This is a genomic window from Phenylobacterium sp. SCN 70-31, assembly GCF_001724605.1.
In the GTDB taxonomy this organism is placed as follows: Bacteria; Pseudomonadota; Alphaproteobacteria; order Caulobacterales; family Caulobacteraceae; genus Phenylobacterium.
Window position 1 is genome coordinate 132,200 of sequence record NZ_MEEX01000009.1, and the last position, 22,030, is coordinate 154,229.

The following is a 22,030-nucleotide window of genomic DNA, read 5'->3' on the forward strand; positions in this document are numbered from 1 at the left end:
CCGTCGATCAATCCGATATCCGTTCGACTTTCACCGACAGGCGCGGCCGGGAGTAGGCGCGGCGCGAGAAGCGGATGGTTTCGGGAAGGAACAGGCCGAAGGTCGGGCGATAGTCGTAGATGACGTCGGTCACGATCACGCTCTCGTTGGCGGCCAGATAGCCCGAGGGAATCGTGGGCGCGGCGGACGAGCCGTAGTCGCGGCGCGCCGTCCAGTCGACCGAGACGCTGCCGCTGCTGTTCGCGCTGAGGCTCGCCACCCGCTGCTGGAGGCTGGCGGTGGGGAACGGGTGGATAATCGACGTGCTGGCCTGAAGGACGTCCTGCAACTCGCCGTCGGTGATCGTCCGCGCCTGGGCGGTGATATCGGCCATGACCGCGGCGATGTGGGCCACGTTGCGCTGCACCTGATAGACCTGCAGCGCCTCGGCCGCCGCGATGTTCAGCGCGAAGATGATGGGGAAGATCAGCGCGAATTCGACCGCAGCCGCGCCCCGCTCCTCCTTTGCGGCCCGACGGACGAAGCGGATCATTCGAACGGCTCGTTCTTGAAGGCGGCCCGCGAGGCTATGGTGACCTCGAGCGGTCCCGTGCGTCCGTTGCCGGTCGCCAGAAACGGGGTCATCAGCGGCCAGCGGTAGTTGGCCTTCACGATGATGATGTCGCCCGCGGCGCCCTTGTTGAACGAGTCGTCCGGCTGCTGCGTCGCGACCGCATTGGCGTCGGCGAACCGGTTGAAGCGCTGGACGCTGGTGGTCAGACGCTCGCGGCACCGCCCGATATCGCCCCCGAGCCGCGCGCAGATCTGGTCCTTGAAGGCCGCGCTCGAATTGGCGGCGTCGTCGCGGCCGGTGCGGATGCGCCGCGACGCCTCGAAGACCGCGCTGTCCACGCCGCTGACCATCATGCCCAGCATGCCGATCTCGATCAGCGAGAAGAGCGCGAAGATCAGCACCGGCGCCACGAACGCGAACTCGACCGCCGTCGCGCCGGATTGGTCCCGGCGGAACATCGCGAAGGTTCGGAGGCGCGAAGGCATGCGGCCAGATAGACGCCGCGAGGCAAACAACTCGCGTTGAAAAGCGGTTAAGCGCGATTAACGGCTCAGGCTAATGGCCGATTAGGTGTCCGTGGCTACCAGTGTCCGCACGTCTGCTTGTGTCCGACAGGGTGATGCGAATGCACAGGTTTCGGCTCGCCGCTCTACGCCGGCTGGTCCGTCCGCTCGACAACCAGGGCAATGTGGCGGTCGTGGCGGCGCTCGCCATGGCTCCCATCTGCGTGGCCGGGTTGGGCGCGATGGATCTCGCCCGGGTGACGAGCGCCAAGTCGCAGCTTCAGGACGCCCTGGACGCCGCCGCGCTCGCCGCGGCGCGCACGAACGCCACCACGGACAGCGAGCTGAAGACCCACGGCGACCGCTATCTGGCCCAGAACCTCCGCGTCAGCAGCGACTTCGCGCTGGCGGCGTCCAACTTCACCTTCGCCGAGAACGGGCGGGTGGTCGCGACGGCCGAACTGCGGGTCACCCCCTTTGTCGCGGGCCTGGTCACGGGCGGCGCCATGACCGTGGGCGCGGCGGCGGAAGTCGTCCGCGCCTCCAGCAAGATCGAGGTGGCCCTCGTCCTCGACACCACGGGGTCGATGGAGGAAGGCACCAAGCTGCGGGACATGAAGAACGCCGCCAGGGCCTTCGTCACCAAGATGGAGGACGCGGCGAAGAAGGCGGTCGAGCCCAATTCGGTCAAGATCTCGCTCGTACCCTTCGCCAACACGGTGCGCGTCGACGGCTCGACCTACCGGAACGCCACCTGGATCGACCAGAACGGCGTTTCGCCGATCAACAACGAGATCTTCACGACGGCCACGGGCACGCAGTTCGCCAACCGCTTCGCCCTCTTCAGCACCGTCGGGACGAGCTGGCGGGGCTGCCTGGAGATGCGCCAGGCGCCCTACGACATCCAGGACAACGAACCCAAGGTGTCGAACCCCGCGACGCTCTATACGATCCATTTCGCCGTGGACGAACCCGACGTGAAGACGACGGGCTACGGCGCCAGCTACCAGAACGACTATCTGAGCGACGGCACCACGAGCGTGAACTGGCGGGTGCGCCAGGGCAGCGTCACCAAGTACGGGAACTCGAAGAAGGGTTCGATGAGCACCACCTTCGGCCCGAACCGCGGCTGCGGCGTGTCGCCGATCATGCGCCTGACGACCGACTTCTCCGGCCTTCGGACGGCCATCGGCAACCTGGACGCCGATGGCAACACCAATATCCCGATCGGGCTGATGTGGGGTTGGAACACCCTGCTGTCACATGCGCCGTTCGGCGACGGCGTCCCGTACGGCACGGCCAAGCACAAGAAGATCATCGTGCTGATGACCGACGGCGAGAACACGATCGCCCAGCGGGACACGCCGAACGACGGCACCTACGCGGCGACCGGCTACATCTGGCAACGCCGGGTGCTGAAGGCCAACGGCGCGCCGCTGGAACAGGGCGCCTCCACGAGCCAGCGCACCGCGGCCCTGGATTCGCGGCTGTCGAAGCTGTGCGACAACATCAAGGCCAAGGATATCGAGATCTATACGATCCGGGTCGAGGTCAACACGGGCGACAGCGAACTGTTGAAGAGTTGCGCGACCAACCGCGACTACTACTACGACGTGAAGAGCTCCTCGACGCTGACCGCCGTGTTCCAGAGCATCGCGGGCCAGATCGCCGCGCTTCACCTGGCGCGCTGACCGCCCTCCGGGGTTAGACGGGACGAAGGGGCTCGGCAGGCCCTTCGGGCGGCTCTACCACGATGGGGTCGCCCGCCCTCACCTCCCCGCCCCGGACCACGACCGCCATGATCCCGGCTTTCCGCACGGGCTCGCCGTCGGGGCCGCGGTCGAGGCACGCCCTCATCAGCCCGGGCGCGAGGGCTTCGAGCTGAAGGCACGGATTGCGCAGGCCCGTGACCATCACGACCGCCGACTCTCCGAGGCGCAGGCGCGCCCCCCGGGACAGCCCCAGCAGGTCTACGCCGCGCGTGGTGACGTTCTCGCCCATGAGTCCCGGCGAGATGGCGAACCCCTGCCCCGCCAGTTCGGCGAACAGCTCCTCGTGGATCAGGTGCACCTGCCGCAGGTTCGGCTGGTCCGGGTTGGCGCGCACGCGGCTGCGGTGCTTCACCGTGACGCCGTGGTGAGCGTCGCCCTCGACGCCATGCCCCTCCGCCAGCCGGATGACGAGCTGGTTCGGCTTGTCGACGCCGTGCCCGGCCTTGCGGCTGACGGCGACGACCTGGGGCTCGGGCGTGTCTATGGGGCGTCCTCGTCGGGCACGGCCGAAAGCGGCGTGGCCACATCCTCGAGCGATTTGCGCTCGGCCGCCACGCCCAACCACAGCTCGACGACCGCGGCCACGAGCATGAGGCTTCCGCCGAGCAGATAGCCGTAGAAGATCTGGACACGCTCGCCACTGTCGATGAGCGCGCCGAACAGCGCCGGTCCCGCAACGCCGCCCAGCAGGGTGCCGGCGGCGTAGAAGAGGGAGATGGTGATGGCCCGGGTCTCGATGGGGAACAGCTCGCCCACCGTCAGATAGGCCGCGCTGGCCCCGGCCGAGGCGAAGAAGAAGATCACCATCCACGCGGCGGTCTGGGTCTCGGCCGTGAGCCAGCCCTGCGCGAACATCCAGCCCACGCCGCACAACAGGGCGCCCGCGACGGCGTAGGTGCCCGAGATCATCGGCTTGCGGCCGATGCTGTCGAACAGAGGCCCCAGGATCAGCGGCCCGGCCACATTGCCCGCCGCGAACGGCAGGATGAACCACCCGACGTTCTCGGTCGCCACGCCGTAGAACTTGGTCAGGACCAGCGCATAGGTGAAGAAGATGGCGTTGTAGCAGAACGCCTGCGTGGCCATCAGCACGAGGCCCAGCCCGAGCCGGCGGGGATGGCGCCGGAACAGGGTGGTCGCGACCTCCAGCCAGCTGGTGTGGCCACGGCGAACGTAGCGGATGCGGCGCAGCGGTCCGCCGTCGCCAGGCGACAGACCGGCGCGATGCTCGACGCCCGCGACGATGACCTCGGCCTCCTCGGGCCGACCGTGGGTCAGCAGCCAGCGCGGGCTCTCCGGGATGTAGCGACGGATATAGAGCACGATCAGCCCCATCGCCCCGCCGATGACGAAAGCCAGCCGCCAGCCCAGCGCCGGATCGACCCGGGCCGGGTCCAGCACCACCAGAGAGCCCAGCGCGCCCAGCGCGGCCCCCACCCAGAAGCTGCCGTTGATCGCGAGGGCCACGCGCCCGCGGTGTCGCGCCGGGATCAGCTCGTCGATCGCCGAATTGATGGCGCCGTACTCCCCGCCGATCCCCGCCCCGGTCAGGAACCGGAACAGGACGAACGACCAGAAGTCCCAGGCGAAACCGGTCGCCACCGTCGCCAGCAGATAGACCGCCACCGTGATCGTGAAGAGCCGCTTGCGGCCGAACCGGTCGGTCAGCCGGCCGAAGAACACCGCCCCCAGAACCGCGCCCAGGATGTAGGCGCTGCCGGTCAGCCCGATCTGGGTTGCGGTCAGGTTCAGGCCGTCGGGGCCCTGGATCGCGGGCGCGAGGGCGCCGACCAGCGTCACCTCCAGGCCGTCCAGGATCCAGGTGATCCCCAGCGCGGCGATGACCAGCCAGTGGAAGCGGCCGAACGGCAGGCGATCGAGCCGCGCCGGCACGTCTGAGGTGAAGGTGTCCTTCATGCGCCCTCTTGCTCAATCTCCGGGGCGGCGTTTTTGTTCCCGCCCCGGCTGGTGTATCTGCCTCGTCCATGACGACGGACGAGATCCTGGTCGACGCGCGCGGCCACCGCTGCCCGGTCCCGACGCTTCGGCTCCGGCGCGCGCTGGAAGCCGCCGCGCCGGGAGTCAGGGTCCGCCTGCTCGCCGACGACCCGCTGGCCCGGATCGACGTGCCCCACTTCGCCGCCGAAGCCGGCGTCGAGGTGGCCGAGCGCTCGGAGGGCCCGGACGGCGAGCTGACCTTCGTCCTGGTCGGCCGGCCGGCCTAGACCCGGGTCGAGACCGGCGTTCGCCGGCTATGGGCGGCGATCTCGATCTCGGTGGCCAGCGCACCGCCGAAGAAGACCGCGTTCACATTCCAAGACAGCCAGATCAGGAACACCACCACCGTGGCGACCGAGCCATAGGTCGCGCCGAGCTGGACGATCTGCTCCACATAGACCCCCAGGCCCCACGAGGCGAAGATGCAGAGCCCGGCCGCCGCCGCCCCGCCCACCAGGGACGCCCGCCAGGCGACGGGTTCGCGGGACATGGCCCATCGGTAGATCAGCGCCATGCCCAGCGTCATGCCCACGCTGGCCCAGGTCCATTCGCTGTAGAGCCAGGGCGCCCCGCGCAGGGGGCGCAGGTCCAGGGTCTCGCCCAGGATCCGGAACGTGAAGAAAACCGTCGACAGGACGCCCAGCGCCGCCATGGCCGCGATGAGCACCGCCAGGGCCAGCAGGTTGAATCCCACGAAGCCCCGGGGATCGTGTTCATCGTGGATGAACGACAAGCCCGCCAGCAGCGCCTTGAAGCCGCGGTGGGCCGCATAGCCGCCGATCACCAGGGCCAGGCCGCTCTGGGTCGATATGGCGGCGGTCGGGGCGCTGGCCAGCCGCACCAGTTCGCTCTCGAAGATCAGACGGGCGGCGTCGGGCATGACCCGCGCCATGGTCTCGGCCTGCCGCGCCATGGCGGCCGGATCGGCCAGCACGCCGTAGAGGCCGATGGCGATGGCCAGCGCCGGAAAGATGGCCAGCATCACGAAGAACGAGACGCCGCCATTGTACAGCATCACGTCCCGACCCCAGAGGCGCGTCAACGACTTGCCCAGCACGGTGAGGCTGAGGCGGACCGCCATGAGGGGGTCGAAGTCGCGCGCCCGAAGGCGGCGGATCGGCTCGGGCAGTCTCATGCGCGCGGAACTTGGCCGCCGACTCGGTCTGAAGCAAGGGTTGTGGGTTCGGGATCGCCATAACGGCGCGCCGCCAGGGTTAAGCAGGCGACGCGCCGCCGATGGGCGTGTCTTTCCATCCGGGCCGGCCGCCGCTTCGAGGGACGGGAGAGCGCGGTGACCGATCCGGGGATCAATCTGGGCGTGAGCGGCTGAACCGCGCCTGAACACGCCTTTCAGGTAAGGGACCGCCTTGGCCCAGCCTCAGGCCAGGGCGCCCGCCGACTTGAGCGCGCCGATGTCGGCGTCGCTGAAGCCCCAGTCGGTCAGCGCCTCGCGGTCGTGCGCGCCGATGGCCGGCGGCGGGCCCTGGATGGCCCCGGGCGTGGCCGAGAACCGTGGCGCGGGCGCCGGCTGCACCACCCCGGCGATCTCGACGAACGTCTGGCGGGCCGCGTTGTGCGGGTGCTTCGGCGCTTCGTCCAGGTCCAGCACGGGCGCGAAGCAGACGTCGGTGCCGCCCATGATCTCGGTCCATTCGTCGCGCGTCTTCCGGGCGATCACCGCGGCCAGCTTCTCGCGCAGAGCCGGCCACATCGTACGGTCGTGCTGGCGCTGGAAGTCCGGATCGTCGATGCCGGTCTTCTCCAGCAGCAGGGCGTAGAACTGCGGCTCGATCGAACCGATCGAGACCCACTTGCCGTCGCTGCACTGATAGGTGTCGTAGAAGTGCGCGCCGCCATCGAGCAGGTTCGAGCGTCGCTCCTCCTTCCACCCGCCGGCGCCCTTGAAGCCGTAGAACATGGCCATCAGCGAGGCGGCGCCGTCGCTCATGGCGCAGTCCACCACCTGGCCCCGGCCGGTCTCGCGCGCCTGGATCACCCCGGCCAGGACGCCGAAGGCCAGATAGAGCGCGCCGCCCCCGAAGTCGCCCACCAGGTTCAGCGGCGGGACCGGCTTGTCCTGGGTGCCGATGGCGTGCAGCGCGCCGGTGATGGCGATGTAGTTCATGTCGTGGCCCGCCGCCTGGGCGTAGGGGCCCGTCTGGCCCCAGCCGGTCATGCGGCCGTAGACCAGATTCGGGTTGCGCTTCAGCGCGAGATCCGGCCCGAGGCCCAGGCGCTCCATCACGCCGGGGCGGAAGCCCTCGATGATGGCGTCGGCCCTCTCCATCAGCTTGAGGCAGGTCTCCACCGCCTCGGGCGTCTTGAGGTCCAGCGCCACCGAGCGGCGGCCGCGGCTGGTCACGTCGCTGGGCGCGCCCCGGCCTTGCCCTTTGCGGTCGATCCGCACGACGTCGGCGCCCAGGTCCGAGAGCAGCATGCCGCAGAACGGCCCCGGGCCGATCCCCGCGAACTCCACGATCTTCAGACCCGACAGCGGTCCCTGGCCCATGCGTCTCTCCCTGTTTGGCGGAGTCGATCTAGGCGCGTTTCCGCTTCGTCAGCCAACCGCTCAGCCGCCGCCGGGCAGCGACTGGCCGTCGTCCACGGTGATGATGCTGCCGGTGATCGCCGCGGCGGCGGGCCCCACCAGCATCAGGAAGGCCGCATCCAGGTCCGAGGCGTCCATGAGCCGCCGGCGGGGAAACCCTTTGAGCTGCTTCTGCCCCCCCTCGGTCGGCCACCACGCGTCGTTGATCGCGGTCTCGATGTAGCCGGGGCAGAGCGCGTTCACCGCCAGGCCCCGCCGCGCCCATTCCCGCGCCAGGCTGCGCGTCAGCATCGCCACCGACGCCTTCGAGCCGCAGTAGGCCGAGAGGCCCGGCAGCACCGTATGGCTCGCGATCGAGGCGATGTTCAGGATGCGGCCCTCCACCCCGGCGGCGATCATGCGCCGCGCCGCCTCGCGGGCGGCGAAGAAGGTCCCGCGCACATTGACGCCGAAGGTGTTGTCGAAATCCTCGACGGAGATGTCGAGCGCCAGCCCCTCCCCGCCGACGCCCGCGTTGTTGACCAGGATGTCCAGACCACCCAGGTCCGACTGGGCGCGGTCCAGCGCGGGGGCGATCGCATGCGCGTCGGCGACGTCCAGGCCGTAGGCCACGGCGCGACCGCCCGAGGCGTTGATCTCGTCCGCCAGCGTCTGGATCTTGTCCACCCGGCGCGCAGTGATCGCCACCGCAGCGCCGTTCTGCGCCAGCAGCCGCGCGAAATGGGCGCCCAGGCCTCCGCTCGCGCCCGTGATGACCGCCACCTTGCCCTTCAGATCCGCGCCCAACGTCGCTCTCCCTTCGATCTCTTCCCGACGGCCGCAGCCGCTCCGCCACGGCTGCGACAACGAAACGCTTCCGCAACCTGCCCGGAGTTATGGGACAACCTTCCGACCCCGCGCGATTCCGTGCTTAGGACAGACGGGGTGCGATTGGGATGGGGATATGACGGCAGGGGTCCAGGCGCGAGTGCTGATCGTCGCCCGTGACGATTCCACGGCCGGGCCGCTCGCCGAGGGGCTCGACCGTCTGGGATGGCGCACGGTGACCGCCCGCACGGAGGCCGCGGCGCTCGTGGCCCTGGCCGATCTCCAGATCCAGGCCGCCATCGTCGACCTCTCCGGGCTCGACGATCCCGCCGGCGGCGTCGCCGGACGCCTGCGGGCGGCCTGCGCCCCCCGTCGGCTTCCGGTCCTGGCGATGAGCGCGCCCGACGCGCTGCGCCCTGACCAGCTCTCCGACCACCTCCCGGAACCGCTCCGCGCCGGCGGGGGATTCGACCTGACCCTCGCCGGGCCGCTGCACCCCGCCCAGGCGGCCATGCGGCTGGAGACCCTGGTCCGCACCGCCGTCTCGGAAGAGGAACTCGAGATCCGGGTCGAGACCTTCGCCGAGCGCGGCCATGCCTTCGATGCGCCGGCCGACGATCCCGCGCCCTTCCGCGTCCTGGCCATCGGCGAGCCGGCGCCACAGTTCCTGGCGCTCTCGAACGCGCTGGCCCGGCACGGCGCCGAGGTGGTCGGGGCCTTCACCGCCTTCACCGCCTTCGACTATCTGCACGAGAGGCCCTTCGACGCCGTCGTGCTGTGGGCCGCCGACAATCCGCACGAAGCGCTCTCGATCGCCGCCGGGCTGCGCCGCAACACCCGCCTCTATCACACGCCCGCCCTGCTCTACATGCGGGCCCAGTCGGCGGTCACGGCGGCCGAGGCGTACCATCGGGGGATTTCCGACGTGGCCTCGCCCGAGACCCCGGAATCGGAAACCGCCCTGCGTGTCGTCGAACTGGCGCGCGCCTATCGACGGCAGAAGTCGGTGCGCGCCGCCCTGGAGCAGGCGCGCCATTCGGGGCTGATGGACGCGGCGACCGGTCTCTTCACCCGCGATCTCTTCGCCGCCCACCTCATGCGCCTGGCCCGCAGCGCGAGGGCGCGCAACCGGCCGCTCAGCGTCTGCATGCTCAAGGTGGCCGAGAAGGCCGACCTCCACGCGCCCCGGTCGGGCGGATGGGTGGCGCGCGCCATTCCCCAGATCGGCTCGATGATCGGCCGCCTCGTCCGCGTCGAGGATACGGCGGCCCGCCTGGCGCCCGAGGTGTTCGCCCTGGCCCTGCCCGCGACCTCCTTCCACGCCGCGCGCGCCGCCGGCGAGCGGATCGCCGCCGTCATCGGCTGCACTGCCTTCGAGGCGGGCTCGGGCGCCACGCCCTTCGTCGTCGAATTCGACCTGGGCGTCGCCGAGGTCACCTCGCCCGACGGCGTCGGCTACGCCCTCGAACAGGCGGCCGCGATGGCCCAGTCACGCATCGCGAGCTGAGCGCGGCCTACTTCTTGACGGGCGCCGCGGCGGGGCCGCAGCTCCTGGGTGCGGTTGTTCAACTCGGCGCCGCAACGCTGCAATTCGGCCTGGGCCTGTTGCGGCGGCAGCTTCGCGGCTTCCGCCTTGATGAGCCCCTCGACGCGGGACACCGGCCCCCGCGAGGTCAGGCGCCCCAGGTAAAAATAGACGCCCCTGGCGGCCTGCTCGGCCTGCTTCGGATCGTTGCCGACCACCTGAAGCACCATCAGGCAGCGCACATCGGCCGCGTCGGTGCTCTGGGCCATCGCCGGAGCGGCCGCGCCGCTCAGGAGGAACGCCAGGACGGGGGCGGCCAGCATCGGGGTAGCCGGCATCGGGATGATACGGCGCATGGGAGACTCCTCGTGCCGGCGCTCAGGCGGCCAGCTTCGCCAGTTCGGACAACACCTTCTCGGCGGCGTCGAGCCGCTGCTTGGGCGTATCCCACTCCCCCTTTACGACAACCTTATGGTCGGGGCGGAGCCGCCACGCGACGGGGTTCTTCGCCACGAACCCCACCAGGCCGCCCGGGTTCCTGAACGTGTCGTTCCGGAACGTCACGACGGCGCCCTTGGGGCCCACGTCGATCTTGGCGACGTTGGCCTCACGGCACAGACCCTTGATGGCCACCACCTTGAGAAGCTGGTCGGCTTCGGGCGGCAGCGGCCCGAAGCGGTCGATCAGCTCGGCCGCCAGCGCCTCGCGATCCTGAGCCTTCTCGGCGTCGGAGATGCGACGGTAGAGCGCCAGGCGCACGTTCAGGTCGGGCACATAGGCGTCGGGGATCAGGACCGCCGCGCCCGTGTTGATCTGCGGCGACCATCCGCGGTCGGCGACCGCCTCGTCCGGTCCGCCGCGGGCCTTCAGCTCGGCCACCGCGTCCTCCAGCATCTGCTGGTACAGCTCGACGCCGATCTCGCGGATGTGTCCCGACTGCTCGTCGCCCAGCAGATTGCCGCCGCCGCGGATATCCAGGTCGTGGCTGGCGAGTTGGAAGCCCGCGCCCAGATTATCCAGGGATTGCAGCACCTTCAGGCGCTTTTCTGCGGAAAGCGTGATCTGCCGCTCGGCCGGCGTGGTCAGGTAGGCGTACGCCCGCGCCTTCGACCGCCCCACGCGCCCGCGGAGCTGGTACATCTGGGCCAAGCCGAACATGTCGGCCCGGTGGATGATCATGGTGTTGGCCGTCGGGATATCCAGCCCGCTCTCCACGATCGTGGTCGACAGCAGCACGTCGTACTGGCCGTCGTAGAAGGCGGTCATCACCTCCTCGAGCTGGGTGGGCGCCATCTGGCCGTGGCCCACCACGAACTTCACCTCGGGGACCTGCTCGCGCAGGAAGCGCTCAAGCTCGGGCAGGTCTCCGATGCGCGGCGCCACGAAATAGGCCTGGCCGCCCCGGTACTTCTCGCGCAGCAGCGCCTCGCGGACGACCACGGGATCCCACGGCGTGATGTAGGTGCGTACCGCCAGCCGGTCGACCGGCGGCGTGGCGATGATCGACATCTCCCGGATGCCGCTCAGCGACATCTGCAGCGTCCGCGGGATCGGCGTCGCCGTCAGCGTCAGCATGTGCACGTCGGCGCGCAGCGCCTTGAGCGTCTCCTTGTGCTTCACGCCGAAGTGCTGCTCCTCGTCCACGATGACGAGGCCCAGGTTCTTGAAGCTGACCTGCTTCGAGAGCACCGCATGGGTGCCCACCACGATCTCCACCTCGCCCTTGGCCAGCCCGTCGCGCGTCTCGGCCTGCTCCTTGGCCGGGACCAGGCGCGACAGGCGACGCACGCGCACCGGCCAGCCCTCGAACCGCTCGGAGAACGTCTTGTAGTGCTGCCGCGCCAGCAGGGTCGTGGGCGCCACGATCGCCACCTGCTGGCCGCTCATGGCCACGACGAAGGCGGCGCGCAGCGCCACTTCGGTCTTGCCGAAGCCCACGTCGCCGCAGATCAGCCGGTCCATCGGCCGCCCGGCCGCCAGGTCCTCCAGCACGTCGCCGATCGCGTGGAGCTGGTCGTCGGTCTCCTCGTACGGGAAGCGGGCGCAGAACTCGTCGAACAGGCCCTGGGGCGGATCGACCGCGTCGGTGGACTTCATCGCCCGCTCGGCCGCGATGCGGATCAGGCCGTCGGCCATCTCGCGCAGGCGCTCCTTGGCGCGGGCCTTTCGCCCTTGCCAGGCCGCGCCGCCCAGGCGGTCGAGCTGCACGCCCTCGCCGTCGGCGCCGTAGCGGGTCAGGAGGTCGATGTTCTCGACCGGCAGGTAAAGTTTGGCCTCCCCGCCGTACTGCAATTCCAGCGTGTCGTGCGGCGCGCCCTGAACGTCCAGGGTCTTGAGGCCCAGGTACCGGCCGATCCCGTGGTCGATATGGACCACGAGGTCCCCGGGCGTCAGCGCCGACGCCTCGGCCAGGAAGTTCGAGGCCCGGCGGCGTTTGCGGGGCCGAGCCAGCCGGTCGCCCAGGATGTCGGTCTCGGAAATGACCGCCAGCGAGTCGGTCTCGAACCCGGCGTCCAGCGGCAGGACCACGCGCTGGGGCCTCTTCGGATCGGCCGCCTTCGCCGCATCCCAATAGGGCGCGAGCGGCAGGTTCCCCTGGCCGTGATCGGCCAGCATGTGGCCCAGGCGGTCGGACGAGCCCTCGGACCACGACGCGAACAGCACGCGCTTGCCGTCGGCGGACAGCTTCTTGGCGTGATCGACCGTCGCCTCGAACAGGTTGACGCTATCCAGCTTGCGCTCGGCCGAGAAGTTGCGCCCCGCCCGCGCGCCCATGTCGATGACCGCCTCGCCCTCGGCTTCGTTGAACGCCGAGAACCGCCGGGTCGGCCGGGTGTGAAGCTGTTCGTCCCATTCCGCGGCGTCGAGGTAGAGCCGCGTGGGCTCCAGCGGGTGGTAGTGGACCCGCCGCTCGGCGCTGGCGCGGGCCTCGTAGGCGTCGGTCACCATGGCCAGGCGCTCGTCGCGGGCGTCACGCGCCAGATGATCCAGGACGATGGCCGAATCCGCCGGGAGGTAGTCGAACAGCGTCGCCAGCTCGGGATAGAACAGCGGCAGGTAGTGCTCCATCCCGGCGCGCCGGCCGCCCTCCGAGATGGCGGCGTAGAGCGGGTCGTCCCCCGGCGCGCCGAACGCCTCCAGATAGCCGGTGCGGAAGCGGCTGATCGCGGCCTTGTCCACCAGCGCCTCGCTGACCGGCAGCAGCGAGATTTCGGACAACTGGCGCGTCGAACGCTGGGTCTCGGGATCGAAGGCCCGGATGGATTCCAGGATGTCGCCGAACAGGTCCAGCCGCACCGGCTCCTCGGCCCCCGGCGGGAACACGTCGATCACCCCGCCCCGGATGGCGAACTCGCCCTTCTCCGAGACCGTCGAGGCGCGGCTGTAGCCGTTGACCGCGAAGTAGGCCTCGACCTCGGCCATGTCGACGGCGTTCCCCGTCCGCGCCGAATAGCTCGCCCCCTGGACCGCCGCCCTGGGCGGCGTGCGCTGGACCAGAGCCGGCACGGTGGTGAGCAGCAGCCGGGGTTTCGCGTCCAGTCCGGCGGCCAGCCGCGCGAGCGTCGTCATCCGCTGGGCCGCGACACCCGCCGAGGGGCCGATTCGGTCGTAGGGCAGGCAGTCCCAGGCCGGGAAGGTCAGAACCTCCACACCCTGCGCAAAGAAAGCGAACGCGTCGGCGAAGGCCGAAAGGCGCCCGGCGTCGCGGGCCACGAAGACGGTGAGTCCCTTGCGGGCCTTCACGATGTCGGCCGTCACCAGGGCGTCGAAGCCCTCGGGCGCGCCCACCAGGTCCAGGCGGCCGGGATCGTCCGCCACGCGTCGCATCACGGCGCGCGGGTCCGGACGTGCGCCGTCAGCCATCCTGGTCTCCCGCCCCGCTCTCCGCCTGTCCCTTGGGCGAAATGCCCTTGTGAGCTTCGTCCCGGAACGCCTTGAGTTTACTCATCAAGGGGCCGTCGAATTCCGAAGGCGTCGCCTGCCGCTCCAGAATCCAGTCGTAGAGGTCCTGGTCCGGCTGGTTCAGCAGCGCCTCGAACCAGTCCAGTTCGGCCGGGTCGAAGGTCGGAACGTGCTTGTCCGCGAACGGCCCCAGGATGAGGTCCGCTTCCCGGAAGCCGCGGCGCCAGGCGCGCAGCTTCAGCTTCTTCAGCCGTGCATCGTCTTGGGTCGTCATCGGGAGGGGAGCGTCATCGGGAGGGGCCGGATATAGAGCCGGGCGCGCGCGGACGCCAGTCGGCTATGCTGGAAGAATGCGGCCGCAGATTCTGTTCCCGCTCTTCGCCCCGGTCACGTCCCTCAAGGGCGTGGGCCCGCGCGTGGCTCCGCTGCTGGAGCGCGTGGCCGGCCCGATCGTGCGCGACGTGCTGTGGCTGAGGCCGCATTCGGTCATCCGGCGGACGCCCGCGACGCTGGACCGGTCGATCGACGGCCAGGTGATGACCTTCGACGTGACCGTCGACGCCTACGAACGGCCGCGCGCCCGCGGCCAGCCTTGGAAGGTGCGCGTCAGCGACGACACCGGCTTCCTGACCCTGGTCTTCTTCGGGGCCTATGGCGATCAGCTCGAGAAGCGCCATCCGGTGGGTGCGCGCCGGATCGTCTCGGGCCGGGTGGAGGACGACCGCTACGGCCGTCAGATGGTCCACCCCGACTACATCCAGCCCCCCGACAAGGCGGGCGAGATCCCCGAGGTCGAGGCCGTCTATCCCGCCACCGAGGGCCTGCCCGCCCGCCGCGTCCGCGCCTTCGTGGAGGAGGCCCTGTTCCGCGCGCCCGACCTGCCGGAATGGCAGGACCCCGCCTGGCTGGCCCGCGAGGGCTATCCGTCCTGGCGCGAGGCTCTGGAGCGGCTGCACCATCCGGCGGGCGAGGCCGACCTGTCGCCCATGAGTCGCGGCCTGCGGCGGCTCGCCTACGACGAACTGTTGGCCCATCAGCTCGCCATGGCCCAGCGCAAGGCCGCCCGCCGCCGCGAGCCGGGCGCGAAGATCCCGCCCAGCGCCCTCGCCGACCGGCTCCAGGCGGGCCTCCCCTTCGCCTTCACCGGCGCCCAGGCCCGGGCCCTGGCCGACATCCGGGCCGACTTCGCCGCCGGCGAGCGGATGAGCCGGCTGATCCAGGGCGACGTGGGGTCGGGCAAGACCGTGGTGGCCATGTGCGCCATGGCCGACGTGGCCGAATTCGGGAGCCAGAGCGCCCTGATGGCGCCCACCGAGATTCTCGCCCGCCAGCACTACGAGACCATCTCCGGGCCGCTGGCGGCCCTCGGTGTGGGCGTCGTCCTGCTGACCGGCCGCGACAAGGGCGCCGCCCGCGCCGCCAAGCTGCGCGCGCTGGCCTCGGGTGAAGCGCGGGTGGCCGTGGGCACCCACGCCCTGTTCCAGGCCGAGGTCGCTTTCGAGCGCCTCCGGTTCGTGGTCATCGACGAGCAGCACCGCTTCGGTGTCGCCGAGCGCCAGCGGCTCCAGGCCAAGGGCCAGGCCGTCCACCTCGCCGCCATGTCGGCCACGCCGATTCCCCGCACGCTGGAGCTGACCATGTACGGCGACCTCGACGTCAGCCGCATCGACGAGAAGCCGCCCGGCCGGACGCCCGTGGCCACCCGCGCCGTCCCCATGCCCCGGCTGCCCGAGATCGTCGGCCGCCTGCGCGACGCGGTGCGCAGCGGCGCCCAGGCCTTCTGGATCTGCCCCCTCGTCTCCGAGTCCGAGGTCAGCGACCTGGCCGCCGCTGAAAAGCGCGCCGCCGAGTTGCGCCGCGAGCTGGGACCCGGCGTCGGTCTCGTCCACGGCAAGCTGAGCGGCGGCGAGAAGGACGCCGTCATGGCCGATTTCGCCGACGGTCGACTGTCGGTCCTGGTCGCGACGACCGTCGTGGAGGTGGGCGTCAACGTGCCGAACGCCACCATCATGGTCATCGAACAGGCCGAGCGGTTCGGCCTGGCCCAGCTCCACCAGCTCCGCGGACGCGTGGGTCGTGGCCACCGCGAGAGCGCCTGCGTCCTGCTGTACGATCCCCCGCTGTCCAGGATCGCCGAACAACGGCTCGACATCCTGCGCCGCACCGACGACGGCTTCGTCATCGCTGAGAAGGATCTGGAGCTGCGCGGCGGCGGGGATGCGCTCGGCCTGCGCCAGAGCGGCCTGCCCGATTACGCCTTCGCCGATCCCTTCGCCCACCGCGACCTCATCGCCGTCGCCGGCGACGACGCGCGCCTGATCGTCTCGCAGGACCCCGAGCTGGCGTCGCCGCGCGGCCAGGCGCTCCAGGTCCTCCAGGAACTCTTCGACTGGAAGGCCGGCCTCGCCCTGCGCGACGCGGGGTGACGCTGCTGCGCCCCCTCCGTCCGCTTCGCGGCTACCTCCCCCGCAAGGCGGGGGAGGAGCCATGAGCTTGAGGTCCTCCCCCGAAGGGAACACTTCGGGGGAGGTGGCCCCCCGGACTTGTCCGGGGGGACGGAGGGGGCGTGAACGCCCTACCCTACCGCTCGCGCCAGCCCCGCCAGCGCCTGGCGGCCGGCGATCAGCGACTGGCCCAGAACCATCCCGCGCCAGACCTCGGTGTCGACGTAGAAGGCGTCGCGCACCTGGGCCTTGATCGCCTGGCCTTCCGCGCTCAGCGGATCGCCGTGGGCGTGCAGCCAGTTGTCGGCCCGCAGGGCCTCGAGCACCTGGTTGCTCTCCACCGTGCCGTACTCCAGCGCGATTCCGGTGACCCGGGCTTGGGACAGAAGTCGCGGCGTGGCGTCCAGCCAGTCGCCCGCCAGCTTGGCCGAGACCGACTCGCCGCCGCTCTGGCTGGCCACCGCCAGCCCGTGCCACAGCGCCGCGCGCCGGTATTCGTCCGAGCCGGGCATGGCGCTGACGATCTGCTCGGCGTAGCCCTCCGGCCCGAGCCCCGTGTGATAGTCGATGATCCCGACGTCGCGGGCCGCCGACAGACGTTCCCGGAAGATCGCCTCCAGCGTCCGCCGCGACCACGTCTCGCCCGATCCCCCGTAGAAGATGCCGTCCGGATGCCGGTACTGGCCGCCCGACATCGCCTGCACCAGGGCCGGGAACCCGTGCTCCCGCGCATAGCCCAGGAGGATCGCCCGCGACTCGTTCCGCGCCGCCTCGGTCCAGGCCTGGGGTTTCACCGCGGGGTGGAGGACGTCATAGGCCGGGTTCTCGGGCAGCGCCTTTCCGAAGTCGATGAAGTTGCGGTTCAGATCGACGTTCTCGTGCGTCACCCGCCGGCTCCAGGCGAACCCGTAGGGATTGATGGCGTGGACCACCATCACGGCCACGTTCCCCGCCCGGCGGACGGCCTCGCCACGACGCAGCCAGTCCACCTGGGCGCCCGAGCCGCAATGCCCTTCCACCCCGTGGGTGCCCGACACCAGCACCAGGACGCCCGCCGCATCCGCAGGCCCGATCCACGCGACGTCGGTGGCCAGTTCACCCCCGTCCGGACCCCGTTCCGGATGGACGTAGGCGCTGAGCGAGGCGCCGGCGGCGGCCGCCGCCGCCGCCAGGAACTTCTCGCGCGCCTCGGCATAGGTGGCGCTGAAGGGCGATCCCGCCATCAGACGCGAACCATCCGCTTGCCGCGGTTCTCGCCCGCCAGCAGGCCGATCAGCGCTTCGGGCAGGTTCTCCAGGCCGTCGATCACGTCCTCCTGCACCTTGAGCTGACCCGATTGCACCCACCCCTGGAGGTCGGCGAGCGCCTTGTCGTTCTGGTCGGCGAAATCCATCACCACGAAGCCGCGCAGCGTGAGCCGCTTGGTGACGATGAGGCCCGGCACGCCACGCGGCCCATGCGGCGGCGCCGCGCCGTCGTACTGCGAGACCGCCCCGCAGCAGGCGATGCGCCCGTGGTTCTTCATGGCGAACAGGCAGGCCTCGAAGACGTCGCCGCCGGTGTTGTCGAAGAACACGTCCACGCCGTCGGGCACGGCCGCACGGAGCTGGCGCTTGAACTCAGGGCTCTTGTAGTCGACCGCCGCGTCGAACCCGAGCGTCTCGGTCAGCCAGCGCCCCTTCTCCTCGCCCCCGGCGATCCCCACCACGCGACAGCCCTTGATCTTCGCGATCTGCCCCACGATCGAGCCGACCGAACCGGCGGCGGCCGAGATCACGACCGTTTCCCCCGCCTTGGGCTGGCCGCATTCCAGCAGGCCGAAATAGGCCGTCAGGCCCGCGATCCCGTACACGCTGAGCAGGTGGGTCTCGGGCTTCAGGTCGGGCAGCTTCGAAAGCCGGCTTCCCGGCAGCACGGCGTACTCCTGCCAGCCGCCGTCGGCGAACACGAGGTCGCCGGGCTTCAGGTGATCGACGTTCGACTCGACCACCTCGTGCAGGCCGCCGCCCGCCATCACCTGGCCCGAGGTCAGGGCCGAGCGATAGGTCGCGCCCTGCATCCAGGCGCGGTTGGCCGCGTCCAGCGAGATGTAGCGCGCCTTCAGCAGCACCTCGCCTGGGCCTGGTGACGGACGCTCGGCCACATTGACCGCGAAATGCTCTGCGGCCAGCCGCTCGCCTCCGGGCAGTCGATCCAGCACGATCTGGCGGTTGGCGGTCATGGCGTTCTCCCCGATGTCTCGTTTCTCTGTCGTCAGCGTTTCACGAGCGCCGCCAGACGGCCAGCCTGCGTTTCGCATCGGCCTCCAGGTCGGCGTAGAAGAGGTTGAAGCCCGGAACCTTGCGCCGGTCGGCCCAGCCGCCGGTGGGCTTCAGCGCCGACGACGCCGGCCGGCTCACCCGCAGGACCCCGCCCTGGCAGCGCGCCGACACCTTACGCGCCATGAACGCCGGCCGCGCGCCCCATTCCAGGCCCGTGGCGTTGGCCGCGCCCAGATGCATCCGCGCCGGCGCGGGCTGATCGGCGACCGCCCCCAGGATCGGGTTGAAGCAGAGCGCCGGCCGCGGGCTGATGTTCACCAGCTCGCCCCGGGCGTTCCAGACCAGCGCCCGGTCCAGCATGCGCTTGCCGGCGTCGAATTCGTCGTCATAGACCCACGTCCAGGCCGCCATGCATCGCGCCTGCTCCCGCTCGACGCAGGGCGCGACGGGCGGGGTGTCGGCGGGCGCGGCGGTGTCGATCAGATAGGCGGCGACCATCCGGGCCTTCAGCTCGGGGTCGCGGGCCACCTCCTCGGCCAGCAGCCGCAGCGTCAGCGTGCCGCCCTGCTCCACCCCCACCAGGATGAAAGGTCGGCCGCCGTTGTCCTGGTCGATGTACCAGCGGAACGCGTCGCGGACGTCGCCATAGGCGAACTGCCGCGCCTCGCGCGCATCCTCGCGCAGCGTCGTCAGGCTGTAGAGGCTGGCCTGGCGGTACCGGGGCGCGAACACCCGCCCGACGGTGACGAACGGCCCCACATAGTTGGGCGCCATCACCTCCTCGAACTGGCGGTTGGCCTTGCGGGCGGCCAGCCGCGCGTTCCAGTTCCGGCCGCCGTCGTAGGTGGTCGGCGCAACGAAGAAGACATCCGCCTCCAGCGCGCTGTTCTCATGCGGCCGCAGGTACCATGAGGACGACCGCGCATAGTCCGGCGGCGTGGGCGGGTCATAGGTCTGGAACGGCACCTTCGGATCGAGCGCCGTCGACACCAGGTCGCCCCAGAACACCGCCAGAGCCGCGCCCAAGACGACGATAAGCCCCAGCAGGCCCGGGAGCAGCCAGCGCCGGCGCCTGAGGGACGGGTCCGCCATCCTAGCGATAGGGGTCGGGCTGGCTCAGAAAGCGGGTCACATAGTCCCCGATGCCTTCCTCCAGCCCGGTCATGGGCCGCGCATAGCCGGCCTGGGCCAGCCGCTCCATGCGCGCCTCGGTGAAGTACTGGTACTTGTCGCGGATCGCCGGCGGCATCGGCGTGTACTCAATCCGGGCGGTCTTGCCCGCGGCCGCGAACACCTGACGCGCCATCTCCTCGAACGTCCGCGCCCGGCCGCTGCCCAGGTTGAAGATCCCGTTCACCTGCGGGTTGTCGAACAGCCACCGGGTCACGTCGGCGGCGTCGCGCACATAGACGAAGTCGCGCGTCTGCCCCCCGTCCGGCACGTCGGTGCGATAGCTCTTGAAAAGTTGCACGGCATGGCCCTCGCGCACCTTCGGCCAGATCTGCGAGGCCACCGACTTCATGGAATGCTTGTGCTCTTCGTTCGGCCCGTAGACGTTGAAGAACTTCAGGCCCACCCACTGCGGCGGCGCATAGTCCCGGCCCGCCTGGCGCGCGGCGAACAGGTCGAACAGCGCCTTCGACCAGCCATAGGTGTTCAGGGGCTTCAGCCGCGCCAGGGCTTCGTAGTCGTTGTCGTCGTCGAACCCATGCTCGCCCGCGCCATAGGTGGCGGCCGACGAGGCGTAGACGAACCGCCGCTGGCGATCCGCGCACCAGCGGAACAGGTCCCGGCTCAGGGTGAAGTTCGAATGGACGATCTTGTCCGCGTCGGGCTCCGTCGTCGACGAGACCGCGGCCATGTGGACCACCAGTTCGATGTCGCGCCAGCGCTTCTCCAACCAGTCGAACATCGCCTCGGGCGACACGAAGTCGCCGATGGCGTGGTTGGCCAGGTTGCGCCACTTGCCCAGGTCGGCCTCGCGCAGACGGTCGCAGACCACGACGTCCAGCGCGCGATCCTCGGCCATCTTCGCCACGATGTTCGAGCCGATGAAGCCCGCCCCGCCGGTCACGAACACGATGCGTCGGGTCATGCCCCACCCTCCTTCGCGGCTTGTGCGAACCTCGGCCACATGCCGCGTCCAGGTCCTCCCCCGCGCCGCGGGGGAGGTGGATCGACCCCAAGGGTCGAGACGGAGGGCGCGCGCCTCATGCCCCGCCCTCCTTCGACATCCGGGCGATGGCCGCGGTCGTGGAATAGCCCTCCACGATCTCGGCCAGCTTCACCTCGCCGCCCCAGGCCTTCACGAGGTCGCCGCCCACCACTTCGTCCTCGGCGTAGTCGGCCCCCTTGATCAGCACGTCGGGCCGGGCCGCCTCGATCAGGCCGATCGGCGTCGCCGCGTCGAACGGGGCCACCAGATCCACGCTGCGGAGGCCCGCCAGCACCAGCGCGCGGCTCTCCAGGTCGTTGACCGGCCGCCCCTCGCCCTTCAGGGCGCGCACCGAGGCGTCCGAGTTCACCCCCACGATCAGCCGGTCGCACCAGCCGCGCGCCTGGGCGAGGTAGGCCACATGGCCCTTGTGGAGGATGTCGAAGCAACCGTTGGTGAACCCGACCTTCAGGCCTTGGGCGCGCCAGCGGGCCACCTCCTCCACCATGCGCTGCACCGTGGCCACCTTGCCCTCGGCCTGGGCCGTGTGGGCGCTCAGCACCGCCTCGACCAGTTCGTCGGGCCGCACCGTCGCCGTGCCGGCCTTGCCCACCGCCACGCCCGAGGCGAGCTGGGCGAAGGCGATGGCCGTGTCGAGCGGCGCGTCCGCCGCCAGCGCCAGCCCCAGCGCCGCCAGCGCCGTGTCGCCCGCGCCCGAGGCGTCGAACACTTCGCGCGCCACCGTCGGGAAATGCCGCACCGGCTGGCCGCGCAGGCCCAGCGAGACGCCCTTGGCCGCCCGCGTCACCAGCACGCCCCGCGCCTCCCAAAGCTCCAGCGCCCGCGCGACGGCGGCCTCCACCTCGGCGTCGGTTCCGGCCGGCAGGCCCGTCGCATAGGCCAATTCCGAGGCGTTCGGCTTGACCAGGTCCACCGGGCCATAGCGTGCGAACGAACGGGCCTTGGAATCCACGATCACCCGCGCGCCGACGCGGGCGGCCGCGTTCCGCGCCGCGGCGATCACCGCGTCGGTGACCACGCCCTTGCCGTAGTCCGACAGCAGGATCACCCGCGCGCCGTCCGATGCGGCCTGCAACGCCTGGGCCAGCCGCTGTTCGGCCTCGCCCGTCACCGGCCGACTCTCCTCCACATCGACGCGCAGCAGCTGCTGGCCGCCCGACACGAAGCGTGTCTTCAGCGTCGTGGGCCGCCCGGCGTCGCGCACCAGGCGCCCGTCGACGGCGGGCGCTTCGGCCTCGACCAGGCGCATCGCGTCCTCGCCCACCGCATCGTCGCCCACCAGGCCGATCAGGGCCGCCGTTCCGCCCAGGGCCGAGACGTTGCGCGCCACGTTTCCGGCGCCGCCCAGCATCTCGATGTCCCGGGTCTTCGCCAGCACCGGGATCGGCGCCTCGGGAGAAACGCGACTGACCGCGCCGTAGACGAAGCGGTCCACCATCAGGTCGCCCACGCAGACGACCTTCCGGCCCGCGATCGCGCCGAGCAGATGCTGAAGGGCGGCGAGGTCCATGCGGCTAGCGTGTGCGGCGCGTCGATGAGC

19 protein-coding genes are annotated in these 22,030 nt (G+C 70.6%); 4 read left to right on the forward strand and 15 right to left on the reverse strand.

Annotated elements, in window-relative coordinates:
* Positions 1 to 7 precede the first annotated feature (7 nt).
* A complete protein-coding gene (locus ABS78_RS09340) occupies positions 8 to 532 on the reverse strand; it encodes a TadE/TadG family type IV pilus assembly protein (protein ID WP_293377558.1) in 525 nt (174 codons plus the stop codon).
* Positions 529 to 1,011 carry a TadE/TadG family type IV pilus assembly protein gene (locus ABS78_RS09345; RefSeq protein WP_293377561.1) on the reverse strand — a complete coding sequence of 161 codons (483 nt, stop codon included), beginning with the start codon at positions 1,009 to 1,011 and terminating at the stop codon, positions 529 to 531. Before ABS78_RS09345 ends, ABS78_RS09340 begins: the two co-directional genes overlap by 4 nt.
* A 167-nt stretch (positions 1,012 to 1,178) precedes the next feature.
* On the opposite strand from ABS78_RS09345, the gene ABS78_RS09350 reads away from it, so the two are divergent.
* Positions 1,179 to 2,747 carry a vWA domain-containing protein gene (locus ABS78_RS09350; RefSeq protein ID WP_293377564.1) on the forward strand — a complete coding sequence of 523 codons (1,569 nt, stop codon included), beginning with the start codon at positions 1,179 to 1,181 and terminating at the stop codon, positions 2,745 to 2,747.
* 13 nt (positions 2,748 to 2,760) lie between these two features.
* Here ABS78_RS09350 and ABS78_RS09355 read toward each other — a convergent pair whose 3' ends face one another.
* Positions 2,761 to 3,180, reverse strand: coding sequence for an MOSC domain-containing protein (locus ABS78_RS09355; protein WP_293377567.1), 420 nt, complete (start codon positions 3,178 to 3,180; stop codon positions 2,761 to 2,763).
* Positions 3,181 to 3,308: 128 nt separating this feature from the next.
* On the reverse strand, positions 3,309 to 4,745 hold the full coding sequence (locus tag ABS78_RS09360) for an MFS transporter (RefSeq protein WP_293377570.1): 1,437 nt from the start codon (positions 4,743 to 4,745) through the stop codon (positions 3,309 to 3,311).
* Between the two features lie 68 nt (positions 4,746 to 4,813).
* Between ABS78_RS09360 and ABS78_RS09365 the strand changes: the two genes are divergently transcribed.
* Positions 4,814 to 5,053, forward strand: coding sequence for a sulfurtransferase TusA family protein (locus tag ABS78_RS09365; RefSeq protein ID WP_293377573.1), 240 nt, complete (start codon positions 4,814 to 4,816; stop codon positions 5,051 to 5,053).
* On the opposite strand, the gene ABS78_RS09370 is transcribed toward ABS78_RS09365, so the two are convergent.
* The 3 genes from ABS78_RS09370 to ABS78_RS09380 all read right to left on the reverse strand — a co-directional run bounded on the left by ABS78_RS09370 (position 5,050) and on the right by ABS78_RS09380 (position 8,160).
* Positions 5,050 to 5,961, reverse strand: a complete 912-nt coding sequence (locus ABS78_RS09370; protein WP_293377576.1) for a YihY/virulence factor BrkB family protein — start codon at positions 5,959 to 5,961, stop codon at positions 5,050 to 5,052. The genes ABS78_RS09365 and ABS78_RS09370 overlap by 4 nt on opposite strands.
* 243 nt (positions 5,962 to 6,204) lie before the next feature.
* Positions 6,205 to 7,335: a CaiB/BaiF CoA-transferase family protein gene (locus ABS78_RS09375; RefSeq protein WP_293377579.1), complete on the reverse strand. Its 1,131-nt coding sequence runs from the start codon at positions 7,333 to 7,335 to the stop codon at positions 6,205 to 6,207.
* A gap of 60 nt (positions 7,336 to 7,395) precedes the next feature.
* Positions 7,396 to 8,160: an SDR family NAD(P)-dependent oxidoreductase gene (locus ABS78_RS09380; protein WP_293377582.1), complete on the reverse strand. Its 765-nt coding sequence runs from the start codon at positions 8,158 to 8,160 to the stop codon at positions 7,396 to 7,398.
* Positions 8,161 to 8,317: 157 nt separating this feature from the next.
* On the opposite strand from ABS78_RS09380, the gene ABS78_RS09385 reads away from it, so the two are divergent.
* Positions 8,318 to 9,688, forward strand: coding sequence for a diguanylate cyclase (locus ABS78_RS09385; protein ID WP_293377585.1), 1,371 nt, complete (start codon positions 8,318 to 8,320; stop codon positions 9,686 to 9,688).
* On the opposite strand, the gene ABS78_RS09390 is transcribed toward ABS78_RS09385, so the two are convergent.
* From ABS78_RS09390 to ABS78_RS09400, 3 genes are read right to left on the reverse strand one after another with little or no spacing between them, the layout of a single operon-like run.
* Positions 9,637 to 10,062, reverse strand: a complete 426-nt coding sequence (locus ABS78_RS09390) for a hypothetical protein (protein WP_293377588.1) — start codon at positions 10,060 to 10,062, stop codon at positions 9,637 to 9,639. The genes ABS78_RS09385 and ABS78_RS09390 overlap by 52 nt on opposite strands.
* A gap of 22 nt (positions 10,063 to 10,084) precedes the next feature.
* Positions 10,085 to 13,534 carry a transcription-repair coupling factor gene (mfd, locus tag ABS78_RS09395; protein WP_293377807.1) on the reverse strand — a complete coding sequence of 1,150 codons (3,450 nt, stop codon included), beginning with the start codon at positions 13,532 to 13,534 and terminating at the stop codon, positions 10,085 to 10,087.
* Positions 13,535 to 13,562: 28 nt separating this feature from the next.
* Positions 13,563 to 13,883 carry a succinate dehydrogenase assembly factor 2 gene (locus tag ABS78_RS09400; RefSeq protein WP_293377591.1) on the reverse strand — a complete coding sequence of 107 codons (321 nt, stop codon included), beginning with the start codon at positions 13,881 to 13,883 and terminating at the stop codon, positions 13,563 to 13,565.
* A 76-nt stretch (positions 13,884 to 13,959) separates the two neighbouring features.
* Here ABS78_RS09400 and recG point away from each other — a divergent pair, with 76 nt between their 5' ends.
* Complete coding sequence (gene recG / locus ABS78_RS09405; protein WP_293377594.1) at positions 13,960 to 16,035, forward strand: ATP-dependent DNA helicase RecG; 2,076 nt, start codon at positions 13,960 to 13,962, stop codon at positions 16,033 to 16,035.
* Between the two features lie 149 nt (positions 16,036 to 16,184).
* Here the strand turns inward: recG and ABS78_RS09410 are convergent, their stop codons facing one another.
* The 5 genes from ABS78_RS09410 to rfaE2 form a co-directional block, all read right to left on the reverse strand.
* Positions 16,185 to 17,276, reverse strand: a complete 1,092-nt coding sequence (locus ABS78_RS09410; RefSeq protein WP_293377597.1) for a M14 family metallopeptidase — start codon at positions 17,274 to 17,276, stop codon at positions 16,185 to 16,187.
* Positions 17,276 to 18,274, reverse strand: coding sequence for an NADP-dependent oxidoreductase (locus tag ABS78_RS09415; RefSeq protein ID WP_293377600.1), 999 nt, complete (start codon positions 18,272 to 18,274; stop codon positions 17,276 to 17,278). Before ABS78_RS09415 ends, ABS78_RS09410 begins: the two co-directional genes overlap by 1 nt.
* 40 nt (positions 18,275 to 18,314) lie before the next feature.
* Positions 18,315 to 19,406, reverse strand: coding sequence for a DUF3089 domain-containing protein (locus tag ABS78_RS09420; RefSeq protein WP_293377603.1), 1,092 nt, complete (start codon positions 19,404 to 19,406; stop codon positions 18,315 to 18,317).
* Position 19,407: 1 nt separating this feature from the next.
* On the reverse strand, positions 19,408 to 20,409 hold the full coding sequence (gene rfaD / locus ABS78_RS09425; RefSeq protein WP_293377606.1) for an ADP-glyceromanno-heptose 6-epimerase: 1,002 nt from the start codon (positions 20,407 to 20,409) through the stop codon (positions 19,408 to 19,410).
* Positions 20,410 to 20,524: 115 nt separating this feature from the next.
* Positions 20,525 to 22,000 (reverse strand): D-glycero-beta-D-manno-heptose 1-phosphate adenylyltransferase, encoded by a 1,476-nt coding sequence (rfaE2, locus tag ABS78_RS09430; protein WP_293377609.1) that lies wholly within the window; start codon positions 21,998 to 22,000, stop codon positions 20,525 to 20,527.
* Between the last annotated feature and the right edge of the window lie 30 nt (positions 22,001 to 22,030).

What these genes read in the sequence shown, in the direction of transcription:
- ABS78_RS09350 (WP_293377564.1), top strand. Translation starts at nt 1,179, where the DNA reads ATGCACAGGTTTCGGCTCGCCGCTCTACGCCGGCTGGTCCGTCCGCTC.
- ABS78_RS09345 (WP_293377561.1), bottom strand. Translation starts at nt 1,011, where the DNA reads ATGTTCCGCCGGGACCAATCCGGCGCGACGGCGGTCGAGTTCGCGTTC.
- ABS78_RS09360 (WP_293377570.1), bottom strand. Translation starts at nt 4,745, where the DNA reads ATGAAGGACACCTTCACCTCAGACGTGCCGGCGCGGCTCGATCGCCTG.
- rfaE2 (WP_293377609.1), bottom strand. Translation starts at nt 22,000, where the DNA reads ATGGACCTCGCCGCCCTTCAGCATCTGCTCGGCGCGATCGCGGGCCGG.
- ABS78_RS09400 (WP_293377591.1), bottom strand. Translation starts at nt 13,883, where the DNA reads ATGACGACCCAAGACGATGCACGGCTGAAGAAGCTGAAGCTGCGCGCC.
- recG (WP_293377594.1), top strand. Translation starts at nt 13,960, where the DNA reads ATGCGGCCGCAGATTCTGTTCCCGCTCTTCGCCCCGGTCACGTCCCTC.
- ABS78_RS09370 (WP_293377576.1), bottom strand. Translation starts at nt 5,961, where the DNA reads ATGAGACTGCCCGAGCCGATCCGCCGCCTTCGGGCGCGCGACTTCGAC.
- ABS78_RS09375 (WP_293377579.1), bottom strand. Translation starts at nt 7,335, where the DNA reads ATGGGCCAGGGACCGCTGTCGGGTCTGAAGATCGTGGAGTTCGCGGGG.
- ABS78_RS09340 (WP_293377558.1), bottom strand. Translation starts at nt 532, where the DNA reads ATGATCCGCTTCGTCCGTCGGGCCGCAAAGGAGGAGCGGGGCGCGGCT.
- ABS78_RS09390 (WP_293377588.1), bottom strand. Translation starts at nt 10,062, where the DNA reads ATGCGCCGTATCATCCCGATGCCGGCTACCCCGATGCTGGCCGCCCCC.
- ABS78_RS09365 (WP_293377573.1), top strand. Translation starts at nt 4,814, where the DNA reads ATGACGACGGACGAGATCCTGGTCGACGCGCGCGGCCACCGCTGCCCG.
- ABS78_RS09415 (WP_293377600.1), bottom strand. Translation starts at nt 18,274, where the DNA reads ATGACCGCCAACCGCCAGATCGTGCTGGATCGACTGCCCGGAGGCGAG.
- rfaD (WP_293377606.1), bottom strand. Translation starts at nt 20,409, where the DNA reads ATGACCCGACGCATCGTGTTCGTGACCGGCGGGGCGGGCTTCATCGGC.
- mfd (WP_293377807.1), bottom strand. Translation starts at nt 13,534, where the DNA reads ATGCGACGCGTGGCGGACGATCCCGGCCGCCTGGACCTGGTGGGCGCG.
- ABS78_RS09410 (WP_293377597.1), bottom strand. Translation starts at nt 17,276, where the DNA reads ATGGCGGGATCGCCCTTCAGCGCCACCTATGCCGAGGCGCGCGAGAAG.
- ABS78_RS09420 (WP_293377603.1), bottom strand. Translation starts at nt 19,406, where the DNA reads ATGGCGGACCCGTCCCTCAGGCGCCGGCGCTGGCTGCTCCCGGGCCTG.
- ABS78_RS09385 (WP_293377585.1), top strand. Translation starts at nt 8,318, where the DNA reads ATGACGGCAGGGGTCCAGGCGCGAGTGCTGATCGTCGCCCGTGACGAT.